Genomic DNA, 19,288 nt, shown 5'->3' on the forward strand with positions numbered 1-19,288 from the left:
GTGGTATTACACAATGGCCTTATCTGGGAATTACCGGAATCTGTATCTTAATCACGTATTCGTCATCATTCATACCCGCCAGATGACTGATCATATCGTCCTCATACGTATCTCCACTGATGTCAAGATGGTTCTTTTTAATAAACGATTTCAGTTTTTCATAAGACTTTTTCGTGTCTGTATATGCCCCCTTATGAATCACCACGGCATATAGACCAGCCTTTTTAACATGGACACGTTCACTGTCAATGTAAGATTTGATCTTGCTGCTGTAGCAGGTGACCTTCATATATTCTCCGGCGAGAATGTTCTCCTTTTTCATGATTACACCAAGGAGAAGCTCGGTTTCTCCATTAATATCTTCGCAATACTGAAAATGATCTCTCAGCTTTTCCAGTTCTTCTTTTGCTGACATTGCATTTGTCAGATTGACTACAATATAATACTCTTCCTTGCACTCCTCTAAAAAAGGGACTCCATAGACCGAGCGAAGGGCCTCTTCCGTGGTATCTATGGTGGCAAGAATTTTATTTCTCATGAGATTCATCTTTTTCATCTCTTCCTCCAGCTGCTTTTCCTTCTGCCTTAGGATAGAAAGAAACATATCAGGGTTATAATTATTCATATAATCCTTGATTTCTTCTAGGGAGGAACCAGCCTGCTTTAAAATATGAATGATATCATAAGTGAAAAACTGTTTTATGGAATAATAGCGGTAGCCGTTTTCCTTAACGATCTCCGGCTTTAAGATTCCCACTTCATCATAATGGAATAAGGTATGTTTGCTCACTCCGCAAAGGTGGGCGAATTCTTTGGTCGTCATATACTGCTTGTTATTTCCTGACATCTGCTTCCCTTTCCTGCTTTGCATTTGTCCTATTTCTTGTTTTTTACAGTTGGGTAAAAAATCTTGACTTTAGGGTTACCCTATACTTTATAATGACATAGCTGCTAACATCCGTCAACAAATTATTTCTAAACTAAGACTTTACAGGAGGACTAAAATGAGATATTTACTGCCTTACATAAAGCCCCATAAAAGGCTTCTGGCAGGTGCCATTATATTTTTATTTTTTAATAACTTTACTGCCATGTTCATTCCGACCCTGACCGCCCGGTTAATAAACGTGGGTGTCGCCAATCGGGATATGACATTTATCTATCAGACCTGTGGGCTAATGCTTACGGTTGCCGTACTGGGTGGAATCAGTTCGATTATTTCTGCGATCATGGCGTCAAAGGCATCGGCTGGGGTTGCCAGAGATTTAAGGGAAGCTGTGTTTGCCAAAGCGCAGACCTATTCCCTCACTGATTTTAAAACCGTTGGAACTGCATCCATGATTACACGCTGCACCAATGATATCAATATCATTCAGAGGTCTGGCATGATGTTTTTAAGAATCCTTCTGCCTGCACCTATTATGACCATCGTAGGCCTTACCCTGGCATTTAGAACCAATGTGCAGATGGCCTGTTTCTTTATTGCAGTTATTGTATTTTTCGGAATCATGGCTTATTTAATTGGAAAAAAGGCCATACCGCTGTTTCAGATGATCCAGAGAAAGATGGACCGGCTCACCTATGTGCTCCGGGAAGGAATTACCGGAGTCCGGGTCATCCGAGCTTTTAACCGGGAAGAGTTTGAGAAGAACCGGTTTGTGGAGGCCTGCGATGATTACCGTGAGGTCGCTATTAAAACCGGAAGAGTCTTTGCCATTCTCCTTCCATTTCTGTTCCTGATTCTTGATTTAAGCGTAGCTTCTGTCATCTGGTTTGGCGGAATTCAGGTTACCAACGGCTCCATGGAACTTGGAAGCATCTTTGCCCTCATTGAGTACCTGACTATTATTCTCTTTTGCTGTGTTATGGCTGTTATGGGATTTATGGAAATCCCCCGTGCCTTAAGCAGCGTAAGCCGAATCAATGAGATATTAAACCTGACCCCTGAAATCAATGATGAAACCGTTGCCCTGCCACAAAGTGAGCTTAGAGGGACTTTAGAATTTAAAAATGTTTCCTTTATGTATGCAAATGCAGAGGAACCTGTCTTAAGCCATATTTCCTTTACCTCAAAGCCAGGTCAGACTACTGCCATCATCGGGGGAACCGGCTCAGGGAAATCCACCATTGCAAACCTCATTCCTTATTTTTATCAGTTTCAGGAAGGGGAAATTCTCTTAAATGGCATTGACATCCGGAAATATCCCCAGAAAACATTAAGGGATAAAATCGGTTTTATTCCCCAGAAGGCATTCCTTTTCCGGGGAACCATTGAAAGCAATATCCGCTTTGGAAAAGAAGATGCAACGATGGAGGAAATCATTGCATCTGCAAAGGTGGCTCAGGCCCATGATTTTATCGAAGGCTTAGAGGACGGGTATCAATCCTATGTGGCTCAGGCTGGCTCCAACCTTTCTGGCGGACAGAAGCAGCGGGTCGCCATTGCCAGAGCCCTTGTAAAAAAACCGGAGGTCTACGTCTTTGATGACAGCTTCTCTGCCCTGGATTTTAAAACGGATTCCATGTTAAGAAAGGCGTTAAAGTCTCAGGTAAAGGAATCTTCTCTGATCATCGTAGCCCAGAGAATCAGTACCATTATGGATGCGGACCAGATTCTTGTACTGGACGACGGTAAGTTAGTGGGCGTTGGGCGTCATGAGGAGCTTATGGAAAGCTGTAAAGTCTACCAGCAGATTGCAGCGACCCAGTTAAGTGAAAAAGAATTGAAAAGAAAGGAGGACCACAATCATGAATAATCGGAAAAAGGGAACGGTCTTAAGACTTGTTACTTATTTTAAGGGCCTGGAGCTTAAGATGGCGGCTATCATCACTTCATCCATATTGAGCGCCGCTCTTTTCATCGCTTCTCCTATCTTTTTGGGAAAGGCACTGGATCAGCTTGCCGAGGGGATTAAGTCCTCCTTAGCGAACGGTACCAGGTTCCAGGTGAACTGGAATACCATGGGGAATATTTTTGCCATTCTCCTCACGCTTTATGTTTTAAGCTTTATTACCAATTACCTGGCGAATTACATGATGGCGGCTGTGACCGAAACAGTGACTCTTAATATGAGAGGCGCCTTAATGGATAAATTAAACCGCCTGCCTCTGCGTTTTTATGATGCGACTGAGCGAGGAGATATTTTAAGCCGGGCCACCAATGACGTGGAAAAGGTAGCGGATACCTTAAGAGAAGGCTTTAACCGTTTGATTGGCTGTATCATCTCCATCATCGGAGCCGTTATTATGATGCTTGTCATCAGCCCTGCCTTATCTGTGGTTGCATTTCTTACCATTGGTACTGCTACGGTCCTGACCATCTGCATTGCCGGTAAGTCCAGAAGATACTTTTTAAAATATCAGACCTCCATGGGTGAGTTAAATGCAGCGGTGGAAGAAACATTTACCGGACAGCTGGTCATTAAGGCCTTTAATCAGGAAGATGCTTCCTTAAAGAAATTCAGGGAGATCAATCAGGAGCTTTATAAACACAGCAGTTCCTCTCAGATCGCCCAGTTCATCGTCGCTCCCTGCGTGAGGCTCATTAATAACTTCGGCTATACCATTGTTGCAGTTTTAAGTGTTATTGCCATTATCCAGGGCAGAATGACCATTGGTATCGTTCAGGCGTTTATTCAGTATTCGGATAAAGCCTCTGAACCGGTCATTGAGCTTTCCCAGATCATCAGCTCCATGCAGTCCGCATTTGCAGCTTCCATCCGTTACTTTGAAATTATGGATGAGCTTGATGAGGTTCCGGATCATATCTCTACAGAGGTTCTTCCGGAAACAAAGGGGGATGTGAGCTTTGAGCATGTCCGCTTTGGATACTCTGATGACCACATTCTGATGAAGGACATAAGCATTGATGTAAAGACCGGTGACAGAATTGCCATCGTCGGGCCGACCGGTGCTGGAAAGACAACTCTGGTAAACCTTCTTATGCGGTTCTATGAGATTCAGGGAGGTGCCATTAAGATCGACGACGTGGATATTAAATCCATGTCAAGAGCAGAGCTTCGAAGCAAGTTCGGCATGGTTCTTCAGGATACCTGGCTCTTTGGCGGTTCCATCAGAGATAACATCGCTTACAGTAACTTTGAGGCCCAGGATGAAGCGATCATAGCGGCTGCCAAATCCGCCAGAGCAGATCATTTTATCCGCACTCTGCCGGAAGGTTACCAGACGCTGTTAACGGAGGACGGTTCCAATGTATCACAGGGACAGAAGCAGTTGTTGACCATAGCCAGAGCTATCCTGGCTGATCCAGCAATACTAATTCTTGATGAAGCCACCTCCAGTGTTGATACCAGAACAGAGGCCGAGATTCAAAAGGCCATGAACAACTTAATGAAGGGGCGCACCAGCTTTATCATCGCCCATAAGCTGTCTACCATTCGGGATGCAGACCTGATTCTGGTCATGGACCACGGCACCATCATTGAGCAGGGAACCCATGAAGAGCTTCTTAAAAAACAGGGCTTCTATGAAAAGCTATATAACAGTCAGTTCGCAGACGCTGATTCTGACGGTCAGCAAACGGCATAATTCTAACTGTGTGCGGTGGTACTTCGCAGCAGCTTGCAGTCTATTATGATATAAAAAAGTGGTACCTTTCCTCTGGCGATTAAGCGTGAGGAAGGGTACCACTTTTCTATTTTGTTTATTGAAAGCTGTTTAGTGGCTGCCCATTGTCTGCGGCAGCTGTCTTTTTTACCTTACCCTTGCTTTGAGATACAAAGACACTGGAAATGATGATGATTACTCCAAGTACCTGAAGGAAATTAATGGTCTGTCCCAGCATGAGGTATCCAAGGAAAAAGGCAGTCAAAGGATTTAAGGGATTTAAAAAGGAAGCTTTCGCCGGACCGATTTTCTCAATTCCCCGAAACCAGAGGAAATAAGCAAGTCCCGTGTTGAATATGGCGATAAAGGCGATTCCCATAATATTTGCCCCAGACAGCGGCGGTACCGGGCCTTCGAATAACAAAAAGGCTGGAATAAGGATCAGGCTTCCGAAAAATAACTGCCAGGAGGTAAAGGCCATCTGGCTTACGCCTTCCGGCTTTCCCCAGTGCTTGGTAAGCACAACGCCCAGGGACATGAGGGCTGAACCTGTTAATGCCGCCAGGACGCCAATGGGATCAATGACTGCCTGCTGCTTAAAGAATAACAGGAACACTCCCACCATAATCATTCCTATGGCGAGATAGGATTTGGTGGTTGGCTTTTCCTTTAAGATGAGCCAGCTTAAAAGAATAATAAAAACGGGCTGCACACTGCCAATAATGGAGGCAATCCCGCCGGGAAGCCGGTAAGCTGCTATAAATAAGAGCAGGAAAAAAATACCGATATTTAAGCTTCCAAGTAAAATGGAACGAAACAGCCAAATTCCCTTTGGGAAGGTGCGGTAACACAATAAAAGTATAAGTCCGATGGGCAGTCCCCTCATCAAAGCAACAAAGATGGGTCTGTCTATGGGAATCCATACGGCTGTAATCATATAGGTAGAACCCCACAGTATGGGAGTAAGCATGGTTAAGAGAGTATCTTTAAAATCTTTCATACCGTTGTCCTTTCTATTTGTTTTTCTTAGGGTGTGTTTTATCTTAATCAAAAGTATTTTAATATTAAGATAACTGAATTATATGCCTGTCTTGTTTTCTTGTCAAGTATCTTAACGTTAAGATAGTTAACCTTAATGTTTTTCTTGTTTTTTTATTTTACTGATGTTACACTGATTCTATGAAGAAAGATAAAGTGGATACTTTTATGGAACAATGGAACCAGGAGCTGCCGGAGCTTGCTACAGAATCCATGGCTGTTTTGGGACGGCTGAACCGAGTCGCAAAACATATAGAAAAGAGGTTAGGGAAGAATTTTTCAACGTACAACCTTAACAGCGGAGAATTCGATGTACTTGCTACCCTTCGGCGTTCCGGTACTGGTGGTAATGGTTACCGCCTGAAACCAACGGAGCTTTACCAGTCCCTTATGATCACCTCAGGTGCCATGACGAACCGGATCGATACTCTGGAAAAAAAGGGGCTTGTTTCACGGACCCATGACGAAACTGACCGGAGAGCCATCTGCGTAGAACTGACGAAGAAAGGCCTGGATCTCATCAACCAGGCTATTGTTACCCATACGGAAACCGAAGATTCTATATTAAAAGAATTGTCGCAGGAAGAGACTGCTCTATTTAACCAGTTACTTAAAAAACTGCTCTTTTCTTTAGAAGAGGAACCACAGGAGTATGATACCCCAGATGTGTGATGGGTAAACAAAATCCAGGGACTATGGCAAAATAGACTTACTGAAAAATATGGCACAATAAATGCGTCTTGACTAGGGTGTGTCTGAAAACTGCTCGTTTCCAGACACACCCTAAGCTTTAAAAGCTGTTTCAAGGCGCATTTTTTGTTCTGCTAAAAGGATTTTTATACAAATTGCTATCACAGGTTCATTTTTGCGACAGCCTATTTTTTATATGTTTGATATTAACATGATTGATATTCCTATGATTGTTTATGTGTGATCGATTATCTGCAAGCTTCTATCGCTGATTTTAAGATGGAAAGTCCGCTGTCAAGCTGCTCATCTGTGACCACAAGAGGACATAAGAATCGTATTACATTGGACCCGGAGCCAGCGCTCTCTACAATCAGGCCTTTCTGCACGCAGTGGGCTACGATGGCGGATACCAGCGTTCCGTTGGGAATCTTGCTCTCTTTGTCTTTCACAAATTCGATCCCCATCATGCTTCCAATGCCTCTCACATCGCCCACTTCCTCAAATTCTATCTTCCAGCTTTCAAATTCCTTCCGGCATTTTTCAGCTATCTTAAGGGCTCTGGCGCATAAGTCTTCTTTTTCAATGATTTCAATGGTCTTAAGGGCGGAAGCACAGGCTAGGGCATTACCCCCGAAGGTTCCTCCGATGACACCACCTCTTACCCCGTCAAAAACCTCTTTGGCTGCTGTGACTGCACTTAAGGGAAGACCTCCTGCTATGGACTTTGCAGAAACCAGGATATCCGGAGGGCAGCCTGCCTCTTTCCAGTAATGGGATACAAAGAGCCTGCCAGACCTTGCAAAGCCGGTCTGAACCTCATCGGCGATGAGTAAGATTCCATATTCATCACAGATTTTTCTAAGCGCCTTCACCCACTCCAAAGGAGCCGGAATAAAACCGCCCTCTCCCTGGACAGGCTCCACTACGATTGCTGCCACGTATTCGGCTGGTGATGCCTCCTCAAAGACCTTATGAAGCCGTTCCACGTAATACTCAATAGCCATTTCCTCCCCATACCCTTTAGGCCCACGGTAGAGATAAGGAAATTCTGCCCGGTAAATGCCGTCAGGGAATGGTCCAATCCCGGCGGCATAAGACTTCTTTGCCGTCATAGAGGCTGCAAGAAGAGTTCTTCCATGAAAGGCACCGGAAAAGACAATAATATTGGGTCTGCCGGAATAGGATCTTGCTATCTTTACCGCATTTTCTATGGCCTCAGCTCCCGAATTGGCAAACATGGTCTTTTTCGTTTCTGCCTTTAAGGGAACAATTTCATTCATTTTTTCCGCCAGGCTTATGTATCCCTCATGAGTCACAATATTCATCATGGCATGGAAATACTGCTCTGACTGCTCTTTGACTGCTTCTACCAGTTCCGGGCGGCTGTATCCGATATTCAATACGCCAACGCCTCCCACCCAGTCAAGGAAACGGTTTCCGTCCACATCCTCAAGCATAGCCCCTTCTCCACGTTTGATGACACAGGGATAGACCGACTTTATGGCATTGGGTACTGCTTCCATTCTTCTCTTTAAGATAGCATCAGCCTTTGGTCCTGGCAAAGGTGTCTTTATTTCCGGCAGCGAATCCTTTAACATAATATCCTCCCATTCTGCGCTGCGTTTGCACAACGTCTTACAGTGATTTTCTATAGATTTCCTTAACTTCTTCCGGGGTAAACACCACCGGGTGGTTTGCCATACTGGGGGCAGAAACCTTAAAGCAGTTCTCTGTCAGCCAATTTAAATCACTCTCTTCAACTCCCATATCCTTAAGACCTTCCGTAAGGCCCAAACGAGTGATAAGGTTTCTGATCTGATCTGTAAAATCCCATTCTCCCTCTCCTCCGAGAAGCTTAGAAAGTGTAGCAAACTTATGGGGTGCCCCCTTTATGGAGGCTTCAAATACATAGGGCGCCAGAGCGGCAAGTCCTCTTCCGTGAACGGCGTCCTTTAAACCGCTGACCGGATGCTCCATTCCGTGAAGAGCCGTGACCCCAGCGGTATTGATTACCATACCGCCAAGAGTGCTGGCAAGTGAGAGCTGGTCCCAATGGTTTAAATCCTCTGTACCCTCGTAAAGGCTTACAAGACTTTCTGCTGCAAGTCTTACTCCTTCTAAGGCCATAAGCTCCGTAAGAGGCTGGGATGTGGCAGAAAGGTAAGCATCTATGTTGTGACAAAGGGCATCAAAGCCAACGGAAGCAAGTATGTTTCCTGGCATTGTCATCATCAACTGAGGGTCTACAATGGAGCAAGCCGGAACGATGGCACTGCACCGCAGGGATTTCTTATCCAGGGTCTCTGGATTAGTCATGACGGCAAAGCCATTTCCCTCGCTTCCTGTTCCGCAGGTGGTTGGCACTGCCAGAACAGGAAGAGCCTTATCGCTATTCTTCTTTCCATAAATATAATCACTGATATCCCCTTCATTTACCGCCTGAAAGGCAATCCCCTTTCCCGTATCCAGGCTGCTTCCGCCTCCTATGGAAAGGATGAAGTCGCACCCTTCCCTTCGGGCAATTTCGGCCCCTTTGCTTACGGTGGTGGTCAGGGGGTTTGGCTCTGCTTTGTCAAACAATACATAGGAAACTCCATGGTCCTCTAACTGCTTTATGGCTCTGTCTAAGAGTCCTGATTTCCTGGTGCTGGTTCCGCCCGTAACAATCAAGGCCCGGGTCCCAAGAGCGGCTGCCCTTTCCCCAATGACATCTGCCTTCCCGCGTCCGAACACCAGGTTGACCGGTAAATAATATTGAAATTCCATGTAAAATCCTCTTTCCTGTCAAACTGTAGGCTGACCGGCGCTTGTTGAAAGCGGGTCTGCATACTGCTATTTTACATTTGTTGTCTTTCCTTCTTCTACGCCTACAAAATAATCCTCTGTCAGGCCGTAATCCTTTAATATCTTTAACAGCGTTCCATCTGCTTTCATTTCATTCAGCGCCTTGTTAATTTCTGCCAGAAACTCTTTGTCTTCAAAGCGTACCGCAGCACCGATCTGTCCGCTTGCCTCTGCTTCATATGGGGAAAGAAGCTTAAGCTTTAAGGAGCTGTCAGAAGAAAGGGTATAGCCTGCAACGATTCCGTCGGTTACTACGGCATCCACTTTCCCGGTATTGACAGCAGTCATTAAGGTCGCCTGATTGTCATACGCTTCCAGTCCGCCGATTTTTCCTTCATCCAGCCATTTTTGTGCAGTCTCATAAAAGGTGGTTCCTGGCTGGGCTCCTACTTTTTTATCCTTTAAATCTTCCTTGGTCTTTATGGAGGAGCTTTCTGGGATTACCACTGCCTCGCCTTCCTGATACCATTTATCCGTAAAAGCAGCAATCTGAAGACGTTCGTCTTTTACATACATGGCATCTGCCACCATATCTACGTTCTTGTTATTAAGCTCTACCAATAGATTGGAAAAGTCTGTGACCTTCATCTGGATATCGCCGATTCCCAAACGCTTGCAGATCTCCTTTAAGATTTCAATATCAAGTCCCTTTAACTTTTTAGACTCCACATCCGTATAAGAAAATGGGGCGTCGTTTGAGGAGCCAATGAGGAGATAGCCTTTTTCCTTTGCTTTTGTCAGCATGGCGGATTCTCCTGCTACTGTCTTTGTTTCTGATTTCTTTCCCTGACAGCCCATAAGTGACACCGCTGTAAGCGCAAATACCATGAGCCATAGGATTCCATTTCTTCTTGTTCTGTTCTTCATACTCCTGTTTCCTTTCTTTATTATGCTTGTTATGGGGTCCTTTTCAGCCTTCTCTCCAGTATCCCGCCAAGTTGGGAAAGAGGAAGACTTAGCATCAGATATACCAATGCCAGTATGGTGTAAGCCTCCACCGTAAGAAATGTCTGGGAGGCATAGGTTTTCGTCCGAAGGAGAAGCTCCTGAACCGAAATCATGGCAAGAAGGGATGTGTCTTTGATTAACATGACCAGATAATTTCCAAAAACGGGTACGGAATTTCGCAAAGCCGGCGGTATGATAAAGTGAAAAAGCACCTTTTTCTCGCTAAAGCCAAGGGCCAGGCCGGCCTCCCTCTGACCAGGATCAATTGCAAGTATGGCTGACCGTATGACCTCTGACATATAGCAGCCGTAATTGACTGCAAAACCGATGATACCGCAGGTAGATGCCTTTAGCTGGACATTGGCTTCATATCCAAAAGCCAGCAGCACTCCGTTGATTAAGGTCGGGACTACATAGTAGATATAAAACAGCTGAACCAAAAGGGGCGTTCCCCGGACCAGTTCAATGATGATTCCAAGAAACCGGCTGAGTAGCCTATGCTTTGAAAGTCTTCCGATGGCTATGAGTAAGGCTGCGATTAAAGCCAGGGAAAAGCCTGCCAGCGTGATATAAAGGACGATTCCCACGCCTCCTAAAAGACTGGGCAGTAAGGTTCCGAATGCTTTTGCAAAATTAAGTTCCATGGTGTCACCTCCCTAAAGCACTCTGGATAAGAATGCCTTTGTTCTTTCATTTTTCGGCTGGGTAAATATTTCATCCGGCGGTCCTTCTTCAACGATGTAGCCGCCGTCCATAAAGATGACCCGGTCCGCCACATCTTTGGCAAACCCCATTTCATGGGTCACTACGATCATAGTCATTCCTTCTCCAGCCAGCTGCTTCATGACCTCCAGAACATCTCCTACCAGCTCAGGATCAAGAGCGGAGGTGGGTTCATCAAAGAGAAGGATTTCCGGCTTCATGGCAAGGGCTCTTGCAATGGCAACCCTTTGCTGCTGCCCTCCGGATAAGGACGAGGGATAGGAATCCGCCTTGTGGGAAAGCCCTACTTTTTCAAGGAGCTTTAGTGCCTCCTCCCTGGCTTCCTTTTGAGGCACCTTATTAAGCTTCATGGGCGCATACATTACATTTTCAAGTGTGCTCATCAGGGGAAAGAGATGGAACCTCTGAAATACCATTCCCACCTGCTTTCGGTAATCCGTTACCTTCTTCCCTAAATGGACTATGTTGTCTCCCAGATACAAAATCTCTCCTCCGGTAGGCTTTTCTAACAGGTTAATGCACCGTAAAAATGTGCTTTTTCCAGAACCGGAGGGACCGATAATAACAACGACCTCTCCCTTACTGACGGTCATATTCACATCCCGCAAAACCTCCAGATCCTCGAAACATTTTGATAAATTTTTTATTTGCAGCATGACCTTAGTCCTCCTCTCTCCTGGTTTCTTTTATTTTTTGGAACAAAAAAGAGCAATGTCTTTTTTACAAAAGCTCCATTGCCCTGGACGTATCTGATATTTAATTGTCTTCCCTGTTAAGAAACAAGGCTGGGAAATTTTTTACGGATAAGCTCTGTTAAGATATCACAGGTTCCTTCCACTCCAAGTAAGCTGGAATCGATCATCACATTCTTATAGTCCTTATCGGACATCAAGTATCCGCAGTAATGTCTGTGGTAGGATTCTCTGGCCTTATCTACGGAGGCGATCATCTTCTTTGCTTCATCCGGCTTCATATTCAGCCTTTCGATGCAGTTGGAAAGCCTTGCTTCATAAGGAGCGTAGATAAAAATATGGATGATATTTTTATGGTCCCTTAAAATGTGATCCGCACATCTCCCTACGATAATGCAGGATTCCCGTTCTGCTAAGTCTACGATAATCTTTTTCTGGGTAGAAAAGACGGAATCCTGAATGGCTGTGGTTCCCATGCCAAGTGGATAATTCATGTTAAAGAATGCTGTTTTCGCACTTTCTTCTACATCGCTGATGGCTGAAACGGGAAGCTTTAAATCCTTTGAAGTCATTTCAACAATGTCCCTGTCATAGTATTCAATTCCCAGCTTCTCACTGACCAGCCGTGCAATGGGTCTTCCCAGGCTGCCAAATTGTCTCGTAATGGTAACAACAAATGTTTCCCTCACATGGAACACCTCTTTCCTCAGGTTCTGTATTATTTTGATATTATACGCTGTGGACTCTCCTGCTTCAATAGGTGTATCCTCCAAATTTTTCGGTTATTGTTGTACTCCGGGTACAAAGCATGTTATACTGTACCATCATATCATCAGGAGGACCCGCCTATGAGAACTCAGGTTTTGGATCTTTACCACACCACGAAGGAAAAATACAGCTTAAAGCTTTTAAGCGGCGAAGCAGGACTTACCAACTCAATCTCCTGGGTATATCTGGCCGAGGATTTTCAGAACATGCCATTTTTAAAGGGGGGAGAGCTTGTGATCACCACCGGACTTTTTATGCAGAGCGGAATCACGCTTTCTGAATTCATCTGCGCCCTTGTAACAAGAAGCTGCAGCGGAATCTTAATCAATGTAGGGCAGTATATCCACGAAGGAGATATCACCGAAGATATTAAGGAGTTTTGCAAGAACAGTGACTTCCCCTTAATCACCATGCCCTGGAAGATTCATCTGGTGGACATTATGCAGGATTATTGCCGAACTCTTTTATTAAGCACCAGAAATGCAGACCTGATTAACGCCGCCTTTCTCGGGGCCATCTATCAGTCTCCCCTTCATGAAAGCACACTTCTCACCTTAAATCAGCACGGCTTTCCTACAAAGGCCGAATACCGTATCTTTGTCATCTCGAACCTACAGACCACAACAAGAATCACCTTTTCCCTAAACCACAGACAATTAAAATACCACTTATTTGAACATGATCATCTTCAGATCCTGATTGTTCTCATGTCTCAGCCTGATATTCCCCTTGGCGAGCTCCTTGATATTCTTCTCTTTTGTGACAGCATAACCCTTGGAATCAGCAATTCCTTTTCGTCCCTTATGGACTTTGGACTCTGCTATAAGCGGGCAAGGTTTGCCCTGGCGGCGGCTTCCTTTTGGAGTATTCCTTCTGTATATTTTGAAGAGCTGGGGATTTTTCAGATTCTTTTTTCCTCCTCAGACCCGGAAATGTTAAAGGGAATCAGTCAAAAAAGCCTGGGAGTCTTGGAAGAGTTCGATGTTTCTCATGATTCAGACTATGTGGATACCTTAAGAACCTTTCTTCTTTCGGACTGCAATCTGCTGGAGACTGCCTCCAGCATGCATACCCATCGAAATACCATTGTTTACCGTCTGAAAAAGATAAAAGAATTGTTGCATACGGAGCTGAATGACTCCAAGATTAAATTTGAATTGTTGATGGCCTTTTATATCCGGGAATATTTTCTGATTGAATGATATGCTTAAATTCCCAGCTCCATTGCTGCCTCCTGCCAGTAGACCTCCGGGAGTGTGGTCCATTCCTTTTTGCCTTCTCTCTCCCTGTATTTATGAAGGGCAAGTTCCAAGCATTCCTTGGAGTGGTCCACTCCTGTAAGCAAGCAGATTTCCACGATTCTGGCCCATATGTTGGCGCTCTCAAACAGACCGCTTTCATGAAGCTCCAAAGCCGCTTGATTCTTATCATAATCAATCTGAAGCAGTTCTTCCTCCCATGTCCCCTTATGCCCATGAAGAATCCCATACTGGGCATTTCCCTGGTAATAGAAGGGCACTCCTGCCGATCCAACGTTAATCAGTTTTTTCCCTTCATATTCCTGGGCTCCCTGTATGTGGGTGTGACCGCATAAGAGGACCCCTGCATCCATGGACTTTAATGTCTCTTCTGTTTCTTTGGTGCCCAGCCTTAAAACTCCTTTGGTGTGTTCCATAGAACCATGGCAGTAAAGCACATCCGGGTATCCTTTCACGATCATGCGCCCGGATATGCTTAGACTTTCAAAAAAGTCCAGATCACGTTCTGTCAGGTTCTCATAGGTGTATAATAGGCTTCCGGTGGCAGACGATGGCATTACCCAGCCCTCCCCTTTACCAGCCCTGTAATCTAACATATACTCTTCCCGGTTTCCTTTTATAAAGCTGCATTCATAGCTGTCCTTCAGCTCATATAGAAGCTTCATGGTCTTTTGGGGAAAGGCGCAGTCACTGACATAATCCCCCAGGAATAGGAACCGGTCTGCTCCCTTAAGAATGGCATGGTCCACACAGGCCTTTAACCCATGATAATTGCTGTGAATATCACTGATTACCCCTATGTTCATCCCTTATCTCTCCTTATGTACACGATTTTTCCCAAGAATCTGGTTCAGCTCGGAAAACGCCAGTACGGCATTCTTAATATCCTCTGAATAGTAGGAAATCACTTTATCTTTATGAAGTCTTACATCATCCTTTTTGCTGATTCCTGCCTTTTTATAATTCCGGGGCAAATGGAACATGGTCATGCCATTTACCTTAAAAGCAATCAAATCATGCTTTGTAAACTCATAGGAAAAATGTAGCTTCTGGCTCCAGGGAATCACATGAAGTCTGGAACCGAACAGCTTTTTTTCCAACAGACGGATATAGCTGTCTGTAATCAAAAGATTTGAATTGGCCATAAAAGGAATCTCATCCGGGCAGCGTTTGAATTTCTTTTTCTTTACCAGCGCTTCCATATCTGAGAACCACTCTGAGTTCGTATCAGAAACAGGAACTGTATAGGAAGGCTCACAAATTTCCTGGTCCAGCAGATAACCGACTCCGTATTTATGAAAAATGGGAAATACCCTGGAACGGGAAAAGGCAAAACGTGGTTCTGATATTCCGGTATGGGATTCTGACTCATGTAGCCCGATTCCGTACCCTTCGGAAATATATCTGCAAAACTCTGTCATATCACTTCCGGTCCAAAGGCCGGATACTTCTAAAAGCTTCCCCTTGTGGGCGGCCAGCTTATAGCAGTTCTCCACGTAGCCTGAGGAATCCAGAATAAAGGTGCCGCTGACCGCTGACATTAACTGTTTTCCAAACACGGCACTGGATAAGTAAGTCTGCCAGCTGCTAAAGAGAGCTTCGGTCACTTTCCCGTAATGGTTTAACAAATCTTCCGTTTCCTTCTCTGTCATAAAACCGACCATACTTGCATCAGAGACAATGGAAATGATTCTTGATAAGTTAAAGCCAGCCATGGAACGCCCTCCAGTCAAAGAAAGCCAGCATTTATTTTTCTTAAAGAGCATGGATAAGCTTTCACGCTCTCCGTCATTTTCCCGGCGGAAAAACTCCAGGATAGAGGAACGGATCTTTTCCTTACTTTCGTTTAAACGTTCCATGAGATGAAACTGCTCCCACACGGGGGCAAAGGGCTTTATGTATCGTTTGATCCTCTCACCCGCGGAGAAATAGACGGCTGCCTTTTCCCGGGACATGGCAGCAAACTGTTCCGGAGCATGAAGGTATATCTCAATGAGGGCGCTGTAGATGATCCCGTCTGTTACGGCATAATGAAGAAGCTCTTTCAGCACAGGTTCTACTTCCTGGGGCTTTGTAATTCCGTAATTATCGTTTAAGGCCTTCTTTACAATGAGCTTGCTGTACGGAAATGCAGTATGTGGATTGACCGTAGTCAATATATCTTTTATCTGACCCATTGATGGCTTATCTTCCATAGGAAGAATTCCATAACGGTACATGGCGGCTAATATCAGGTATTTGTTCTTCACTCAATGATCCTCGTCTTTCAGGTAACTATCAAAAGTAATACATGTTTCCATAATTCTAATACATTTTATTATATTTTTCCTATCAAGTAAATGCAGGAATTATAAAAAACGTGGAAAACCGCTTTTACTTGTGATAGGATAGGAACATAAAACTTGAGAGCGGAGGCAAAGACATTGAAGACCATCGGATTAATCGGCGGAATGAGCTGGGAAAGCACCATGACATATTATCAGATCATCAATACAACAGTGAAAGAAATGCTTGGAGGCCTGCACTCTGGAAAGATTCTCTTAAACAGTGTAGATTTCTATGAAATTGAAAAACATCAGTCCAGGGGCGAATGGGATATCTGTGCCACCATGATGATTGATGCCGCCAGATCTTTAGAAGCTGCTGGCGCGGATTTTATCGTGATCTGTACCAATACCATGCATAAGGTGGTGCCTCAGATTCAGGAAAAAATTGCCATCCCCATTCTTCATATTGCAGATGCTGTTTCCCAGGAATTAAAACAGAACGGGATTACAAAGGCGGCACTTCTTGGAACAAAGTATACCTTGACAGAGACCTTTTATATTGAAAAGCTTGAGGAAGCCGGAATTGAAATCCTGATTCCAGACCCTCAGGATATCGAAATCATCAACCGGGTCATCTTTGAAGAGCTGTGTCTGGGAATCGTATCTCCGGACTCAAAAAAGGAATATCTGCGGATCATCGGGCAGCTTGAGACTCAGGGAGCACAGAGCGTAATTCTTGGATGTACGGAAATCGGACTTATGATCAAGCAGGAAGACACCTCACTTCCCGTGTTTGATACCGCAAGGATTCATGCAGAGAAAACTGCAAGGCATGCCTGTAATTCATAAATGAAGGAAGAGAAAAAGGCTTTTATGTTCAAAGCCATTTTCTCTTCCTTTTTATTGTTCTGATTCCGGGTTCACAGTTATTATCAGGTCATGTCAAGCTGAGGAACCGGACTTTTAAAGAACCGGGTCACCCAGACCAGGTATAAGAAGCCGGAAAACAGCCATAAGAAGCCTACGGTATGTGCATTGAATCCAAGATTGATAAATATCCATGCATCAACTACAAGGCCGATGAAGGGACATACCAGATAGGAAAAGAATTCTTTTCCCTTAAGTCCCTTTCTGGCTTCTTCATTTTGAAGGTAGAACTTAATGATGACCGCACAGTTTAATAGGATGAACCCAAAGAGTGCGCCAAAGCTTACCATGGTGGTTATGACCTCCAGGGAACAGAAAAGGGCCACAGGAGTAATGAGAATGCCTACAAATATGATTGCCACAAAGGGAGTATGGTACTTTTTGCTGATATAGGACAATTGCTTTGGCAGCACGCCGTCTCTGCTCATGGCAAAGAGGACTCTGGAAACCGCCGTATGAGACGCCTGGGTGGTTGCTACGCCAAAGGATAAGACAAGGGTGAAGGAAGTGATGGCTGTCAGCCATTTGCCCCCTACAAAGCTTACTACATCAATAAAGGCAGTATCTACATTCAGCTCCTCATAGTTGGGATAGACCATTCCTGCGAAAAAGGTAATGACAATAAAAATCACCCCAATGACCAGGATTGCTAAAATAATGGCCCTTCCAACCGCCTTTTCCGGGTTAAGCGTCTCTTCTGCCAGAGTGCTGATAGCATCAAATCCAAGGTAGCTTAAGATTACGATTCCCGTTGCCCTTAAGATGCCGGATAGATCGAACTGTTCCGGATTATAAAAGGATATGGTATTAAAATGAATGGTACCATTAAAAAGCAACCGAAGGGTACAGATAATAAAGGCAAGTATCACTGCAATCTGTAAGGCAAATAAGATCCAGCTGCATTTTGACATAATATCCACGCCAATGATATTAGTCACGGTGCTGAATAGAATAAAACCGATGGCCCAGATCCAGACCGGTACCCCTGGAAACATGGCATTGGCAAAGGAGCTTCCAATGATTACGACCGTGGCCGGAAGCAGGATGTAATCAAGAAGAATGGACCAGCCGGTGAGAAAGCCAAAGGCAGGGTTGATTCCCTTTTGAACATAGACATAGACAGACCCTGATAAGGGGTATTTCTGGGACATCAGCTTATAGCTGAGTCCGGTAAAGAACATCGCCACCATACCAATCAGGTAACATAAGGCAACCATACCCCCGGAGGGGGCTAAAAAGGTGCCGTACATGGCGGCCGGGGCCAAAGGAATCATAAAGATAAGGCCGTAGATAATCAGATCTTTCGTTTTCAGCGTTCGTTTCAGTGTTGTGTTATTTTCCATTGCCGCTCCTCCTTTAAATGCTTATAGGAACACAAAAAGCGTCTACAGTACGTAGACGCCTTTGTCACCTAAGGTTTTTAAGCTCCATTGCCTTGTTATATTTTTGCCTTGAATCGATCGTAGCGAAATGCGCTTACATCGAGGACGGGATCTTCTCCTACCGCGATCTGGGAAAGTAATGTTCCAGCCGTGGGAGCGATTCCAAATCCATGACCTGAGAAGCCGCATCCCAGGATCAGTCCTGGAACCTCTTCCACCCGGCTGATAACCGGAACGTGGTCTGCACAGGCATCGATCCAGCCGGCCCAGGTCCTGACGATCTTTGCCTCGGAAAGACAGGGGAAGTATTTCATGATTCCTCTGCATATACAGGAAGCGGTCAGGCTGCTGGTCACCGGAGTCCCGTCGTCTTTATTGACCCCCTCGTATCCGGAGGCACCTCCGAATACAAATGACCCGTGGGTGCTCTGGTGCCCGTAGAAATCTGCCATGGCCGTTCCAAGCATCTGATAAAACATGGGTGGCTGTGCCTCTGTGACCAGAACCTCTAACAGCGCCTGATTCACAGGAATGTCAATTCCGACCGTAGCTGCCAGCTTTCTGCTGTCATAGCCTGCACTCAGTATGATTGTCTCTGCCTCATAACTGCCTTCTGAGGTAATGACCTGCCTTGCTTTCCCCTTGATTTTTCGGATGCTCACCACTTCTTCTCCTGTGATGAACCGAACGCCAAGGGCTCTTGCGCTTCGATAGTAGGCCAGAGTTGCAAGCATGGGGTTTGCGTGGCCGTCAGTCTTACACCAGCTTGCTCCCACCACCTCGTCGGAAAGATAAGGACAGATGCTTTTTGCTTCTTTTCCATCTACCATCTGGACGTCAAGTCCTAAGGAGGACGCATTGTCTGCCAGTTTTCTCAGTATGTTTAGATGGTCCTCCGTTTTTCCCAGGCGGAGATTGCCGTGCTGATAATATTCCACATCCATGCCAAGCTCTTCTGACAGATGGGGCCATAGATGTTTGATCCCGTACATGGCGAGAGGCAATTCCCGTTTGTCACGGCCTGATTGCCTCACACCGCCACCATTTCTGCTGGACCCGCCATTTCCCATATGGTCACTTTTTTCCAGGACGATGACGGAACAGCCCTTTTTCGCCAGATAATAGGCAGTGGCATTTCCTATGATTCCTCCGCCGATAATAATGATATCCGCACACTTTGACAT

At 45.1% G+C, this 19,288-nt stretch carries 17 protein-coding genes; 5 read left to right on the top strand and 12 right to left on the bottom strand.

Translation table 11 applies throughout. From position 1 onward, the window contains the following. Positions 1-19: 19 nt before the first annotated feature. Positions 20-847: a MerR family transcriptional regulator gene (locus T546_RS0114755; protein ID WP_026892275.1), complete on the bottom strand. Its 828-nt coding sequence runs from the start codon at positions 845-847 to the stop codon at positions 20-22. 157 nt (positions 848-1,004) lie between these two features. Between T546_RS0114755 and T546_RS0114760 the strand changes: the two genes are divergently transcribed. Continuing rightward, a complete protein-coding gene (locus T546_RS0114760; RefSeq protein WP_026892276.1) occupies positions 1,005-2,756 on the top strand; it encodes an ABC transporter ATP-binding protein in 1,752 nt (583 codons plus the stop codon). After that, a complete protein-coding gene (locus T546_RS0114765; RefSeq protein WP_034599462.1) occupies positions 2,749-4,548 on the top strand; it encodes an ABC transporter ATP-binding protein in 1,800 nt (599 codons plus the stop codon). Before T546_RS0114760 ends, T546_RS0114765 begins: the two co-directional genes overlap by 8 nt. 115 nt (positions 4,549-4,663) lie before the next feature. On the opposite strand, the gene T546_RS0114770 is transcribed toward T546_RS0114765, so the two are convergent. After that, positions 4,664-5,566 carry an EamA family transporter gene (locus T546_RS0114770; RefSeq protein WP_026892278.1) on the bottom strand — a complete coding sequence of 301 codons (903 nt, stop codon included), beginning with the start codon at positions 5,564-5,566 and terminating at the stop codon, positions 4,664-4,666. 179 nt (positions 5,567-5,745) lie between these two features. On the opposite strand from T546_RS0114770, the gene T546_RS0114775 reads away from it, so the two are divergent. After that, positions 5,746-6,276, top strand: coding sequence for a MarR family winged helix-turn-helix transcriptional regulator (locus T546_RS0114775; protein ID WP_026892279.1), 531 nt, complete (start codon positions 5,746-5,748; stop codon positions 6,274-6,276). Positions 6,277-6,542: 266 nt separating this feature from the next. Here the strand turns inward: T546_RS0114775 and T546_RS0114780 are convergent, their stop codons facing one another. From T546_RS0114780 to T546_RS0114805, 6 genes are all read right to left on the bottom strand, one after another. Continuing rightward, on the bottom strand, positions 6,543-7,892 hold the full coding sequence (locus T546_RS0114780; protein ID WP_026892280.1) for an aspartate aminotransferase family protein: 1,350 nt from the start codon (positions 7,890-7,892) through the stop codon (positions 6,543-6,545). Between the two features lie 37 nt (positions 7,893-7,929). After that, positions 7,930-9,060 (bottom strand): iron-containing alcohol dehydrogenase, encoded by a 1,131-nt coding sequence (locus tag T546_RS0114785; RefSeq protein WP_026892281.1) that lies wholly within the window; start codon positions 9,058-9,060, stop codon positions 7,930-7,932. 66 nt (positions 9,061-9,126) lie between these two features. Then, on the bottom strand, positions 9,127-10,005 hold the full coding sequence (locus T546_RS0114790; RefSeq protein WP_026892282.1) for a substrate-binding periplasmic protein: 879 nt from the start codon (positions 10,003-10,005) through the stop codon (positions 9,127-9,129). Between the two features lie 29 nt (positions 10,006-10,034). Then, positions 10,035-10,730, bottom strand: coding sequence for an amino acid ABC transporter permease (locus T546_RS0114795; protein ID WP_026892283.1), 696 nt, complete (start codon positions 10,728-10,730; stop codon positions 10,035-10,037). Between the two features lie 12 nt (positions 10,731-10,742). After that, complete coding sequence (locus tag T546_RS0114800; RefSeq protein WP_026892284.1) at positions 10,743-11,465, bottom strand: amino acid ABC transporter ATP-binding protein; 723 nt, start codon at positions 11,463-11,465, stop codon at positions 10,743-10,745. A gap of 116 nt (positions 11,466-11,581) precedes the next feature. Continuing rightward, positions 11,582-12,190, bottom strand: a complete 609-nt coding sequence (locus tag T546_RS0114805; RefSeq protein WP_026892285.1) for a cytidylate kinase-like family protein — start codon at positions 12,188-12,190, stop codon at positions 11,582-11,584. Between the two features lie 159 nt (positions 12,191-12,349). Here T546_RS0114805 and T546_RS0114810 point away from each other — a divergent pair, with 159 nt between their 5' ends. Beyond that, complete coding sequence (locus tag T546_RS0114810; RefSeq protein WP_026892286.1) at positions 12,350-13,471, top strand: PucR family transcriptional regulator; 1,122 nt, start codon at positions 12,350-12,352, stop codon at positions 13,469-13,471. A gap of 5 nt (positions 13,472-13,476) precedes the next feature. Here T546_RS0114810 and T546_RS23675 read toward each other — a convergent pair whose 3' ends face one another. Together T546_RS23675 and T546_RS0114820 are read right to left on the bottom strand one after the other, a co-directional pair. Next, a complete protein-coding gene (locus T546_RS23675) occupies positions 13,477-14,334 on the bottom strand; it encodes a metallophosphoesterase family protein (protein ID WP_051629873.1) in 858 nt (285 codons plus the stop codon). A gap of 3 nt (positions 14,335-14,337) precedes the next feature. After that, a complete protein-coding gene (locus tag T546_RS0114820) occupies positions 14,338-15,777 on the bottom strand; it encodes a DUF1266 domain-containing protein (RefSeq protein ID WP_026892287.1) in 1,440 nt (479 codons plus the stop codon). Between the two features lie 174 nt (positions 15,778-15,951). On the opposite strand from T546_RS0114820, the gene T546_RS0114825 reads away from it, so the two are divergent. Further along, positions 15,952-16,644: an aspartate/glutamate racemase family protein gene (locus tag T546_RS0114825; RefSeq protein ID WP_026892288.1), complete on the top strand. Its 693-nt coding sequence runs from the start codon at positions 15,952-15,954 to the stop codon at positions 16,642-16,644. Between the two features lie 83 nt (positions 16,645-16,727). Here the strand turns inward: T546_RS0114825 and T546_RS0114830 are convergent, their stop codons facing one another. Together T546_RS0114830 and T546_RS0114835 are read right to left on the bottom strand one after the other, a co-directional pair. Next, a complete protein-coding gene (locus T546_RS0114830) occupies positions 16,728-18,065 on the bottom strand; it encodes an APC family permease (RefSeq protein ID WP_026892289.1) in 1,338 nt (445 codons plus the stop codon). Between the two features lie 95 nt (positions 18,066-18,160). Further along, the gene (locus T546_RS0114835) at positions 18,161-19,288 is read right to left on the bottom strand and encodes an NAD(P)/FAD-dependent oxidoreductase (RefSeq protein ID WP_026892290.1); all 1,128 of its coding nucleotides are present in this window, start codon (positions 19,286-19,288) and stop codon (positions 18,161-18,163) included.

The sequence above is a fragment of the [Clostridium] aerotolerans DSM 5434 genome (assembly GCF_000687555.1).
In the GTDB taxonomy this organism is placed as follows: Bacteria; Bacillota; Clostridia; order Lachnospirales; family Lachnospiraceae; genus Lacrimispora; species Lacrimispora aerotolerans.

Coding starts and splice junctions, on each gene's coding strand:
- T546_RS23675 (WP_051629873.1), bottom strand. CDS start 14,334: ATGAACATAGGGGTAATCAGTGATATTCACAGCAATTATCATGGGTTA.
- T546_RS0114835 (WP_026892290.1), bottom strand. CDS start 19,288: ATGTCAAAGTGTGCGGATATCATTATTATCGGCGGAGGAATCATAGGA.
- T546_RS0114785 (WP_026892281.1), bottom strand. CDS start 9,060: ATGGAATTTCAATATTATTTACCGGTCAACCTGGTGTTCGGACGCGGG.
- T546_RS0114770 (WP_026892278.1), bottom strand. CDS start 5,566: ATGAAAGATTTTAAAGATACTCTCTTAACCATGCTTACTCCCATACTG.
- T546_RS0114810 (WP_026892286.1), top strand. CDS start 12,350: ATGAGAACTCAGGTTTTGGATCTTTACCACACCACGAAGGAAAAATAC.
- T546_RS0114755 (WP_026892275.1), bottom strand. CDS start 847: ATGTCAGGAAATAACAAGCAGTATATGACGACCAAAGAATTCGCCCAC.
- T546_RS0114765 (WP_034599462.1), top strand. CDS start 2,749: ATGAATAATCGGAAAAAGGGAACGGTCTTAAGACTTGTTACTTATTTT.
- T546_RS0114800 (WP_026892284.1), bottom strand. CDS start 11,465: ATGCTGCAAATAAAAAATTTATCAAAATGTTTCGAGGATCTGGAGGTT.
- T546_RS0114795 (WP_026892283.1), bottom strand. CDS start 10,730: ATGGAACTTAATTTTGCAAAAGCATTCGGAACCTTACTGCCCAGTCTT.
- T546_RS0114790 (WP_026892282.1), bottom strand. CDS start 10,005: ATGAAGAACAGAACAAGAAGAAATGGAATCCTATGGCTCATGGTATTT.
- T546_RS0114780 (WP_026892280.1), bottom strand. CDS start 7,892: ATGTTAAAGGATTCGCTGCCGGAAATAAAGACACCTTTGCCAGGACCA.
- T546_RS0114760 (WP_026892276.1), top strand. CDS start 1,005: ATGAGATATTTACTGCCTTACATAAAGCCCCATAAAAGGCTTCTGGCA.
- T546_RS0114775 (WP_026892279.1), top strand. CDS start 5,746: ATGAAGAAAGATAAAGTGGATACTTTTATGGAACAATGGAACCAGGAG.
- T546_RS0114830 (WP_026892289.1), bottom strand. CDS start 18,065: ATGGAAAATAACACAACACTGAAACGAACGCTGAAAACGAAAGATCTG.